Below are 11,483 nucleotides of genomic sequence, written 5' to 3' on the forward strand. Positions count from 1 at the left end.
GGTCACCGCCCTTTTTCGCCACAGTCGTCGTCCCGTCGCCGTGGATGACGCTGAGGTCAAGATGCCCTTTGAGGGACAGTATCGACACAGAACCTGCGAAAATGGCATCGAAGCAGCCCTGGGCTTCGTAACGCCGAAAGGCGGCATAGATCCGGGTGTAATGAATTTCCGGTTGCCCCGCTTTGTTCTTCTCGATCGGCAGTTCCTTCCACTGACAGCCTAGGTACAAGAGTTTCAAAATGTAGTTGAAGATCGCGTGCAAAGAGAGTTTCGGCTGAGGGCCACGGCTGCCGATGTGCAGATGGGGCAAGACAAATTGCTCAAACTGTTCTAAGGTCAAATGCGTGGGAATCGATTGCCACTGTTGTGTTTGAGGCATTATTACTCCTGCCGACGGTTCAACTAAAAAGACTTGAGCCATTTTAGCCAACGTCGATGCAAGCTTATGTAAATAGGGGCTTTTAGACAAATTCATCCAGCCGGAAAAACCCGCAACCAGTTGGCTGAAAGAATTTCAGGAGGACGGCATAACCCAACCGAGTTGAACCTGTTTTGTTGCCCAGTAGCTCTAATTCTCTGGGCACTAAAGTCCACTCTTCAATTAATTCCTGAAGTTCCCAATCGCGTTTCATCCCTGAGCCTCGCGTGAATTAGCGCAGCCAGTTTATCAGTCTGTTGTACTGATTGAGTCCTGTCGTGCGGGCAACGAGTGGGCATGATCCAGAACAATCGCTCAAACCCTTGCTGTATCAAGCTTTTTTCTGCTACTTTGCGGGCTGTTGCAGCTTCGCTACCCACACCCCAACTACCCCGAGTCGAGTCTACCGTCAAGCGGATTGGACTACGCTTGAAGCTATCGGGGGTACAGTGGAAGCAAGAGAATGTGGCTCAAGTGCTCAACCAGCGGTGCACTTATCTCAACCTAGCAATTTTCTAAGCATTTATACTCATTGCTTTAATGAGATGCTCCCCACAATGAAGTACTTGTGGCTTCAGATGAGATGTCTGTAAATTTTAGATGAAATTTTTCAATCTAGCTTACAGTGATAACACTTACAGCAGTCTGGTACCATTTTGGCCACTACAATGTAAAGTGGCAGAATTCGCTTTACAACAGGCAATCTGTATTTTTACTCATCCCCAGGGAAGAATTAACGATGCAATCGCTAGCTTGGCACTGTAAACTAATTATTTGTATCTTATACGACATTCTTTACATTCGCTACAATCAGGTAGTTAGTTTTACCAAGGGTGTCGAGTGATGAACAAGCACCTAGATGAGTCATTAGAGAATTTGGAAAAAATGATTCGACATTTAAGATCTCATCTTAAATCTCAAGAGCTAGAGGTTGGCTTCATTGGTCAACTTAGACTTCAAATAGAGTCATTGCTTTCAATATTTTCAGCACTAGAAGCAGATCATGAACTGGCACAAGCTCATCAGGTTTTATTGATAGTTGCAAAATTTATAAATCAAGAACTCGACTATCAACGTAATTCTTTTGAAACCTGCTTCTTAGCAACCTGCTCATTATGTGGGGAAACTGATCCGCGAATTACTCAGATTGCAGGAAAACTGCCACAGCCTGAGCAAGTTGAGCGAGTTCTAGCTGTTGCGAAGGAGCACATCTTAATGATTAAGGTGCATTATGAGTCTCTTAGTGAAGCCAGTAATTGCAAATGCGAAACTGAAATTTTTTCAATCAAGACGGGTGCTAATAAACCTAGAGTAAAACGGATTGAGGAAGAAATCCCTTGGGAAGCCCTGACTACTGACATTCGAGATAGTTTTTTGCGAGAAGGTAAGCAGAAAATTTCCTATCAAGTTTACCCAATTGAGGAGTGATCTAGTGATCTATGGAAGAATTGGTAGCCGAAATTGTGGCATCTATGTTGAATGTTCTTGTGGAAGTGGCTTTTGTCCTTTGGGTTGAAATTGTCAATTGGGTTTCTGTGAGTTTGTTGACTTGGATTCAGAATGATTTAGGAGCTTTGATTGCTGAATCTGTCAGAGCAGCATTCTTTACTCTAGGGGCTGTCACCCTTGCAGCGTATGGGGCTGTCAAAGCCTCTTGGGATGAGCTACGCCGATTTCTGATTGAGGCATTGGTTGAGTTTGAGCAGGTGTCTTCTACTGTTTGGATTAAGCGTTTCACAACCACATTGCTTAAAGTTTTAGAATCTGGGCAACCCACACTCATTAAGCGAGAAGTGGAAGAAGAGGTGGACTGGGATCATTTACCTCTAGAAGTTCGCTCTGCTTGGTGGAACTCTGCTCAAAAAAACCACAAAGTAGATTTTATCGAAGTCCGAGATAAGGAAATCCAAACTCTTACCCACTAACTTTAATTTGAGGATTCGTTATGTTGTTATATGCAGATGCACTGCGAGCAGCTATTGGTTTGGTTGGAGTCGCAATTGCTGCGGTAATTGCCCTCTGGCATAAGATTGTTAATTGGGCAAAAGACAGCCTCTTTCCTTGGATTGAAAGGAATTTACCTTCAATATTGTCCGTTGCTCAGAAGGCTTTTGCATGGGTGGATGAGAATGTTGCTGTTCCGATTCGACGAATGGCTAAGAAAGCTTGGGAAGAATTTCGGAAATATCTGCTTAAGACCATAATTCGATTGGAACGGCGGAATGCCAGTCAGTGGGAAAGACGTATTACTTCTTTCGTTGTTGAGGTATTAACTCCTCAGACTCCAGTTGTTAAGAAGGTTGAAACTGTTGAAGAAGTAGACTGGGATGATTTACCCGACGATGTGAGAAGTGCTTGGATGAAAAGTTCGCAACAGTCTCATGATCTCGATGTGACCGCAAGCCGTGATCAGCAACTTGAAACACTGGAGATGACAAACTAGGGAGGAAAACTTAGGAAAGCAGTTTGAGAAAAAGGCAGTGAGGTCAAAATGAGGAGCGAGTCTTGGATGTGGATAGTTATCAAATTTGCCTTGGTTATCGCTGGACTTACCGCGATCGTAGTGGGGTTAAAGTATATTTCTGAGCAAACGGATAGCGAAACTCGATCGGAGATTGACACTTGGGTGAATCAAATGTTGGCAGAAGCCTTAGGTAGAAAACTGAATCAACCTGCCCAAGTGGTAGGAGATGCCTTAAAGAAATCAAGTGTCTCTCCCTTAGCTGAACAAATTGAGCAGACAGTTCAATCCGTAACTGTAACGTTTCAACGGTTATCTTCATCGAAGTTTCAAATACAACTCGCTCTTCTGTACAAAGGCGATACGGCTTTCTCAACTGCAATTGAAAAAGAATGGGACGATCTGCCTGCCACAGTCCGCAAAGAATTTCTGCAAACTGGAAATCAAACAGTACATCGAACTTGGAGCATGTTTCCTGGTCAGTTAGACCTGAGTCAAGGAGGAATCTAATGAAAGATGTTTTGCCGCACGTTATCACTTTTGTAATTGGTTTAGTAGTGCTTGCTGTTACAGCGTACATTGCTTGGCGATTGCGCCATCGAATTCGTGAGAAGGTGGCAGCTTGGCTACGCGCTCACGAATTAGAAAAATCTTCTTTGATGAATGTTTGGATTGAGTGTGATAAGGTTGGTGTCGCAGCTAAAAAGATCGCTTGCAAAATTTTTGTTGTAACCGAGAAAACTGGTGAACAGCAAATTTCAGAAGAGATACTTACTCCTGAAGCACTTAAAAAGCTTTATCCCGATGTGTATGCCCAATTTCAAAAACAGGGACATGTTCGGACAAGTATCTTACAGCAGGTAGCCTAGAAAATCACACAGGAAGACGATGCCCATAAATTGGAAGAAAATTGATGATTCGCCTAAGCCTGCTCAAGGAAAACCAATTCCCCAATTGGCAACACCTGAAATGGAGCGGTTGGAGACCTTCGATGCTCGAAAACCGCAACGATGCTTAGAAGATTTGATTGTTTCCGAGTCGATCATGACTCAAATCCAGACTACCCTGAATCGAATTCGGCATCACGATACGCTATACCATACCTGGAACTTAAAGAAAATTGATCCCCACGGTCGTCGCACTGCTATCAATTTTTTCGGGCCACCAGGTACGGGGAAAACTTTTTGTGCTGAGGCAATTGCTCATCATTTGGGGAAGTCGATTATCACTGTCAACTATGCTGAGATTGAGTCGAAATATGTAGGTGAAACGCCCAAAAACATCACGGCTGCTTTTAAGAAAGCGAAAGAAACAGATGCCGTGTTGTTTTTTGACGAAGCTGATTCCATTTTAGGAAAGCGACTAACGAGTGTGACTCAGAGTGCTGATCATGGTGTGAATGTTAGCCGCTCTGTGATGTTGCTTCAATTAGATGACTTCGATGGAGTTGTTATTTTTGCTTCCAACCTACCTGAGAACTATGATGGTGCTTTCGTAAGAAGAATTTTGGCCCATATTGAGTTTGAGCTGCCAGATCAGGTTTGTCGAGAAAGGTTATGGAACTATCTATTACCTGCTGAAGTGCCTAAATCGCCAGATATCACTGTGGAGTGGTTAGCTGCTCAATCAGAGGGTTTGGCTGGGGGCGATATTCTAAATGTTGTGAAACTGGCAGCGAGTCAAGCGGTTGCTCGTTCTGAGGGGCGATGCCAGGTTTTTCAAGATGACTTTCTAGCTGCGATCGCGCAGGTTCGTCGAGGCAAAGAAAAAGTAGGAGTTGTTTCAAGTCAGAAGGCTCCGCCAATCGTCAAGGAGACCATTCTATCTCCGGATGAACTTTCTCCGGAATTACGCGATCGCTATGAGGAAAGCCTTTCTAAGCTATCTGTAAACAACTCTCAGTCAGTAACTTAAATCGTATACTCAAGCATTGATAAAGTAGTTTTTGTATAAATTAAGTTCGCTAGAGGGAGAGTTGTGTGGTTGTGCCTCAGCTGAGTGTGGGAAAATCTGCAACAATACCTGAGGCTCTTATGCATCAGCTTCTCTGGGTAAAGACATTCATCCTCTGAGAATCCTAGCGATGCTGGATCCCATATTTTCTTGAATCACAATTGCTCTTATGAACTGACGAAAATCTGACTGTGCTGGGGGGATCCCTGTCTAAGTGTTAATTGGTAACCAGATAGACGTTTAATTCAAAATGAGGGGTTTTATGGGCTTAATAAGGTTAAGTGACGCGATCGAGAATCTTCGAGAAGAACTTAGACTCGCTCAAGAAAAAGGCAAAAATCAAAATCTGCAATTTGATCTTCAATCAGTTGAACTTGAGTTAGAGGTGATTGCAGAAGATGAATCAGGTGTTTCTGGAAAAATTAACTGGTATATCTTTGGAGGGGGAGTGGATTCCAAAACCAAAGACGCTAGCAAGCATAAGCTCAAACTTACATTGAAAGCTATTGATGTAGCTGGCCAACCAATTCGAGTCTCACGATCACAAGAACAGCTTCCCGGCTAAATGTCCGCTCCACAGTGCCGAACTTAATCAATGCATATTGTTTCATATGGATCCCATCCGAGTCACAGAACTGCATGACCCACATCGTCGTCAAGGTGGAACTGGCTACTTGATCCGAGATAGTCTCATTCTGACTGCTCATCATGTTATTGCTCCATCTGGCGAGAGAGGAATTCTCGGAAAACGCTATCACATGCGTTTAATTGGAGATTATGAAGAAGGAAGAACAGATTGGATAGTAGAAGGATGCTATTTGTGCTGGGATAGCCCCAAATATGATCTTGCTCTTCTCAGAATTGAAAAAGGTAAGTCGTGTTTTGCACTGAATCAGCAAAAAATTACATGTTTTGGGGAACTGGTAAACACACAGATACAAGCAAGCGGTATTGGCTTCCCTATTGTTCAGGAAATCAACGGTTTTCAAAATCCTGAGGAGCTTCAAGGGTTACTAAGTAAATATTCTGGCTTGAAATTAGGGCAGCTCCGACTACAAGTTACTAGTCCCATTCCAAACTCTCCTCAACAGTGGCAAGGGATTAGTGGAACAGCATTATTTGTCAATCGCTTCTTAGTCGGTATCGTTATTGAAACGAACAAATCTTTTGCTGAGAAGGTTTTGTGGGTAACACCCATTTCAGCCGTAGCAAAAGATCCAGACTTTTGTGAGTTGGTGCTTGGAGATCGAAGTCTCTCGCTGTCACTTACGATTATAAGAAACACTAAGGCTTTTATTCCTGATGCATTACTGATAGATCCTAAACAAAAACTTGACGCTTGGCGTCGTTTTTTTGAACCGATCGAGCTTGTAGGGCGAGATACAGAGCTGAAACGGTTAGGAGATTTCATTCAACGACCAGAGGCTTTCGTTTGGCAGGTACTGTATGGGCAGCATGGTGTAGGAAAATCGCGCTTAGCAAAAGAGTGGTTAATTCAGTTGCAGAGTCAGAATCCACAATGGATTGTAGGATTCGCTCCAGATGAAGTTAGTGAGCTGTATCAATTAGTTAACTATTGTCCAAGCCAAGCAACCGCACTTGTTGTTGATAACGCTGAAAATTTCGGTGATGAGTTATGGGCGTTTCTGTATCGGGTATATTTATCTTGGAAAGATTTTGGAGTTAAAATAAGAATATTATTATTGGCTCACACTGATCTTAAACCTTTGTCTACCAACTTTGAACGAGATCAAATTTTAAAGGAGTTAAGAGAGAGCCGATTAGAAGAAGTAAAAGAAGTAGGTACACAATTACAATCTGTCAAAGCTACTAAACCAACTTCTTTTTTAGGCATTTCTTTGTATCCTCTTCAAGACCAAAAGCAGCAAAAGCGTCTATTAGACAGTAGTGGAAATAACAGCATTTCTGAGTCTGAAGCCAAAAAATTGATAGATGATACGAGAGGCATACCTGCATTTTTGGGACTAGCTGGTCGGTATCCACAGACTTGGAATGAAAAGCTAAGAGACTACGCTAGGGTAATTGTAGAGCAGGCTAAAAGGCTATTTGGTGAGAAAGATTGCGTCTGTGTTTTAGCTGTATCGACATTGATAGCCCCCATAGACTCTTCTGTGTTGGAACGAGTTGTTCCTAATGCCTGGTCAGGGAAAAAAATGGAACAGCTCTTTGGGACCAATCGAAGTATTTTAAAGAAGGAAGTGCCTGTTTTTGAACCAGATTTGCTTGGGCAAGAGATTGTTTTTCAATCATTATCTACATTATCTGACTCTTCTGCTAAAAGTCTTTGCCTAAAAATTGCACAAGAGCGTCCTGGCGCTTTTCTTCAAAAGACAATTGAAATATGGCAACGTCATGTTGATCCGCAGGGGGTAGCGGACAAATTTGGGTCTAACCTAGGAAGCTCAGCAGCACAGAAGGCTAGTATTCTGGATACGTTATTTAACGTTGCTACTCAGATTGCGGTAAATAGCATAGAGCTACCTCTTGGGCACTTGAGTCGGGTTCGAGTCAAAGCTTACGCAATTGCATTACTAAATCCCTCATTACCTAAGAATCAGTACTCTAAACTCGTCGATTCTGCTTTAGTTCAACACTCAGTAGACAGCGTGGGTGCATATCTGTTATCACTCCACTCTGAGGCTCCATGTAACGCTAGCAACCGTTTTAAGTGGGCTGCACTTTTACATTTCTACTGCGGCTCTCCCAGTAACGAGATTCCGTCAGAAATTGACACAGTTAAGCTTGTAAATAATACTCTAAACGACTCCTTTATAACTGCTGTTTTGGAAGGGTTAAGATCGCCAGATATGTTTGAACGCTCTTTTGCGGCATATCGCATCGCAGGAGCAATGTGGTCATATCGTCAAAAGTCTACGGTTGAACCTATTCCTTATTTTGGAGGAGTTCTTTATGGACTGTCTTGTATGCTCCAAAAGCCAAGTACAGCAGAGAGAATTGCAGCCGCGTTCGCGGTTAGTAGAATAGCTCGTGAACCGGATGGCAACCCAGGGTGGCGACATTTTCAGGATGTTAATATTGACGATAGGCTACTTGCTATTGCTAAGGAGCACCATGTCGAGAATACGACTCTTGTGGCGGTAGGAACTGCACTTCGTGACCTTTGGCGTAGTTCCTATCAGTTAGAGAGATTACTCTCTCTTTGTGACACAGAAACTCAAGTATTAAGTGATGAGTTTACTTGTAAACAAGAAAACAAGAGAGAGGAAATTTCATACGTATTGAGTTTTGCCTTGAGGCAGAATTCAGTCAAAAATTACGATAGCTTTCGTATTGCATTTGATTGTTTGAGACTTGATTGCTTTAACTCCAAAACAATAAATCACCTAGTCTGGGGGCTGCTTTCTCCAGTTATTTCGCGGCAGGAAAAAATAGAAATCATTGTAAGAACTAGTTACCAATCAGGAAAATTCGTCATCCCCTTTCTACAACAGGCTGCGATGTTGGAAGATGAACAGTTACAAGCAATTTCAATTGCTTGTCTGGTTCAGAGGCATGCAGCAAATGAGATTGCCAATTTAGAAGCCAAGGGGTTTGTAGAATCTCTGAACATTAGTTTGGCTGATTTACGCAATGAAGTTCGCCACCACAAACATGGGAGATTATGGAACGAGCCAAACGTATTAAAGTTACGTGAACGCATTAGAGACATTTATGTTGCTAATAACGGTCATAATATTCACAAGCTCAAAGCTAAGGATAGTACGGGTCGTTGGGCATATTATTTCGTCTTGATAAAATCAGAAAAAGAAGAAGAATTTATGGCTGCATTGGATTCTACTGAGAACATTGATCTTGAGGATTATGGTCAGGTAATTGCCTCTAATTATGGTGAGCAGCCGAGCGAAGATATTCGAGATTTTCTTAAAAAGAAGTATAATTTCGATGTTTGATTCCGGGAATACATCAGGGTGAGCGCATCTAATTTCGTAGCCATTGATACAGACAAAATCTCTAAATCAATAAAACAGTATTGATACTTCCAGCCAAAAGACGCTGAATTGCTGAAAATACCTGAGAGATGCGATCTTATATGAGAGTGGAAAAAACCAGGGGAAAGGTAGTAGGGGTAGAGGGAGGGTTGCTGCTGTGAGCCGCCATATCGCAATTTTCGAGGCGAAATGGGCAATTCCACCCCTCTCATCATAAGACTGGCGGCTACCAATTTAAGCCGGGACATTATGTAGGGCAGGGGTTTCAGGTTTGGCAGCAGTTTTCCGCCGTCGAGCTTGAGGCAGATTCGGCATCTGTTGGATCAGGTGCTCGAATAGATCCGGCGCAGGTTTGCCAAACAGTCGTTGAGCAGCAGTAGTTCCATCAGCCCGTTTCAGATAGAAATTATGCAGGGTGGTCATCACCTGTACACGATGGGAGGATAAGCCCCGACGATTATGATAAATCTGTTTGAGGTAACCATTGCGGCCTTCCACAGCAGAAGAAGCGCGTTGAAACCGACTGACCATGACATTAGCCCAAGTTTGCCAGTGAGTTCGTTGTGCTGGCGAGAGGGTAGCGGTGAGTGGATGTTGGGTAAGCGCTGCTTGAGCTTGTTGCAGGGCAGACTGGTAGGCGACTTTGAGAGCCGGTGTTTTCGTGCACTGCGATTGAGCTTGCCAGTACGAGAGTGGCAGGAAAACTTGCGCCAACCAAACCTGGAGAGCCGGATCACAACCTTGCTCCTGGAGGCTTTGTCGAACCCATTGCCACCATAAATCAACGACAGCGCTCAGGTCTTGAATTTGTCGCTCAAACTTGGCAATACTGCCTTCCTTATCGGGCAAGTGCTGAGCGATTTTGAGTTGTAAGAGCGCTTGACAATCATCAGACAACTGTGCTGCAACTTGTTGAGTGGTTTGCACGGTGCCGCTCTTCCAGGAAAACGGATGCAGCGCCAGGCTAAGCTGCCGTAAGCCCTGATGAAATTGCTGTTGTGCCGCCATGAGTGCCGTTTGTTGCTGTTGTTGAGTGGCTTGCAGGGCTGGGTTCTCTGGGGCTTCACTCAACTGACGCAAGCGCCGATTGACCCCAAAGGTCTGGGTGGACAGTTCTCGCCCGATGCCACTCGATAATTCCCAAAGGGCATGAAACAGATCCGCAATGCTGGCACAGCCCATTTCCTCAAGGGCTAGCTTGACCAAGGCTTTGGCGCGGTCACTGACACAGTAACGCACCTGTAAACCCAGTTGGCTGAGAGCTTGCTGAGCCTGTTGCTGCCAGGTTTCATAGCGATGGTCTTCACTGAAAGTTTCAACCACAATAAATCCACTGGCAAGGTCTAACAAAACCAGCACTGCTTGGTCAAAAAAGGTTTCATCAGCACTGGCACAAATCTCTAGCGGTCGTTCACCAGCAGGCATCGTTTTAAGTTGCTCTTGCCCGTAATCGATGATGTGGGTTTCCAGTTGAGAACGGATTTTTCGCAGGGAAGCAACTGAAACCCCAACATGCTGTTCCAGTCGCAGCAGATGAAAAAATTCGGCAACCGTTTCACACCCCATCCCCCCTTTCAAACAGAAGATTAACAGAGTGGCGTTCACCAGTCGTTTCAACCATTCTGCACCAGCTTGACTTTCCCACAGCTTAGATTCTGGATAGGGCGCATCCAGAGGTTGGGGGAGGGTGATGTGAAGAATTTGCCAGAATAGAAGGAGGTCACGAAAAAGGGCAACCCCGCAAGGGAGTGCCCCGAACATATAAAAACTAACTCTATGATAACGCCTCCAGAAACACTTACTCCCAATCCTTGGGAGTGGCAGCAGTTACGAAAGAAATTCCATCAGAGCACCACCTTAGCGAGTCTGGTTTTAGCGGCATGGCAAATGGGGATGTGGATGGCAAGGGAGTTTGTCATCCACGAACTCCAGCGACGTGCCCAGCAGCGTGAGAACTGGGGGAACTGCCCCGTTTGCGGAACTCGGTTGCACAGCAAAGGCTACGGGCATCGTCGGATGCTGACTCTGGTGGGATGGGTAGATTGGGAACGCCGAGTTGGACGTTGCCCGAAACACTGCAAGGGCAGCCAGCAGGCTCCCTTGGATGAGCAATTGGGGATTGCTCCCTACGCCCAAACCTCGGTCGAGTTAGTCCGACTGGGATGTTTGTTAGCCTTGTTTTTGCCGTATGGCTTAGCGGTTGAGATCTTGCAGCAATTCTGTGGGGTGCGACTGAGTGATACGGTGCTGTGGCAGTGGGTGCAGCAGTATGGCCAACAGGCTCAGGAGTCGGTGAAGCAACAACTGCAAGACTGGCAACAGGGCAGCAAGCCCGACTTAGAACCCCTGTCCGCAGAACTGGCGGCTTTACCGTTGCTCATCGGAGCCGACGGGGTAAGTGTGCCGTTTCGTCCCCAGGCCAAAAGTCCCAGAGGCAAGATTGTCTACCAAGAAATCAAAGTGGGTCTGTTGGTGCGGTTGGGGAGTCGCTTGAAGCGTTCTGGAGAACGGGTGAGCCAATTGCTGCATCGTCGCATTGTCGCGGTGCGGGGCGACATTGAAGCCTTGCAAGGACAACTGCAACTGGAAGCCCATCGCCAAAGCATCGAGTCTGCCCCTCAAGTGGCGTGGATCAGTGATGGGGCACGCGGGCTGTGGGGATTGTTTGAGCGCTGTTTTG

At 44.9% G+C, this 11,483-nt stretch carries 12 protein-coding genes and 1 pseudogene; 10 read left to right on the forward strand and 3 right to left on the reverse strand.

Annotation, left to right across the window (positions count from 1 at the left end):
• Both VB797_RS33790 and VB797_RS33795 read right to left on the reverse strand, forming a co-directional pair.
• A partial coding sequence (locus tag VB797_RS33790) for a hypothetical protein (protein WP_323242177.1) occupies positions 1–379 on the reverse strand: 379 nt, incomplete at its 3' end.
• Positions 380–461: 82 nt separating this feature from the next.
• On the reverse strand, positions 462–632 hold the full coding sequence (locus tag VB797_RS33795) for a hypothetical protein (RefSeq protein WP_323242179.1): 171 nt from the start codon (positions 630–632) through the stop codon (positions 462–464).
• Between the two features lie 182 nt (positions 633–814).
• On the opposite strand from VB797_RS33795, the pseudogene VB797_RS33800 reads away from it, so the two are divergent.
• From VB797_RS33800 to VB797_RS33840, 9 genes and pseudogenes are all read left to right on the forward strand, one after another.
• A pseudogene (locus VB797_RS33800) lies at positions 815–937 on the forward strand (ISKra4 family transposase); the annotation flags it as partial.
• Positions 938–1,261: 324 nt separating this feature from the next.
• Positions 1,262–1,846: a hypothetical protein gene (locus VB797_RS33805; protein ID WP_323242180.1), complete on the forward strand. Its 585-nt coding sequence runs from the start codon at positions 1,262–1,264 to the stop codon at positions 1,844–1,846.
• A gap of 11 nt (positions 1,847–1,857) precedes the next feature.
• Positions 1,858–2,343 carry a hypothetical protein gene (locus VB797_RS33810; protein ID WP_323242181.1) on the forward strand — a complete coding sequence of 162 codons (486 nt, stop codon included), beginning with the start codon at positions 1,858–1,860 and terminating at the stop codon, positions 2,341–2,343.
• A gap of 20 nt (positions 2,344–2,363) precedes the next feature.
• Positions 2,364–2,861, forward strand: a complete 498-nt coding sequence (locus tag VB797_RS33815; RefSeq protein ID WP_323242182.1) for a hypothetical protein — start codon at positions 2,364–2,366, stop codon at positions 2,859–2,861.
• 48 nt (positions 2,862–2,909) lie between these two features.
• Positions 2,910–3,389, forward strand: a complete 480-nt coding sequence (locus tag VB797_RS33820) for a hypothetical protein (RefSeq protein WP_323242183.1) — start codon at positions 2,910–2,912, stop codon at positions 3,387–3,389.
• Positions 3,389–3,748, forward strand: coding sequence for a hypothetical protein (locus tag VB797_RS33825; RefSeq protein ID WP_323242184.1), 360 nt, complete (start codon positions 3,389–3,391; stop codon positions 3,746–3,748). Before VB797_RS33820 ends, VB797_RS33825 begins: the two co-directional genes overlap by 1 nt.
• Positions 3,749–3,767: 19 nt before the next feature.
• Positions 3,768–4,793, forward strand: a complete 1,026-nt coding sequence (locus VB797_RS33830; RefSeq protein WP_323242185.1) for an ATP-binding protein — start codon at positions 3,768–3,770, stop codon at positions 4,791–4,793.
• A 301-nt stretch (positions 4,794–5,094) separates the two neighbouring features.
• Positions 5,095–5,397, forward strand: coding sequence for a trypco2 family protein (locus VB797_RS33835; protein ID WP_323242186.1), 303 nt, complete (start codon positions 5,095–5,097; stop codon positions 5,395–5,397).
• Between the two features lie 46 nt (positions 5,398–5,443).
• Entirely contained in the window at positions 5,444–8,764 is a 3,321-nt protein-coding gene (locus VB797_RS33840) for a hypothetical protein (protein WP_323242187.1), read from the forward strand.
• Between the two features lie 273 nt (positions 8,765–9,037).
• Here VB797_RS33840 and VB797_RS33845 read toward each other — a convergent pair whose 3' ends face one another.
• Complete coding sequence (locus VB797_RS33845; RefSeq protein WP_323242188.1) at positions 9,038–10,564, reverse strand: DUF6399 domain-containing protein; 1,527 nt, start codon at positions 10,562–10,564, stop codon at positions 9,038–9,040.
• Positions 10,565–10,579: 15 nt separating this feature from the next.
• Between VB797_RS33845 and VB797_RS33850 the strand changes: the two genes are divergently transcribed.
• On the forward strand, positions 10,580–11,483 hold a 904-nt coding region (locus tag VB797_RS33850), incomplete at its 3' end, for an ISKra4 family transposase (protein WP_323242189.1).

The sequence above is a fragment of the Rivularia sp. UHCC 0363 genome (genome assembly GCF_034931125.1).
GTDB lineage: Bacteria > Cyanobacteriota > Cyanobacteriia > Cyanobacteriales > Nostocaceae > Rivularia.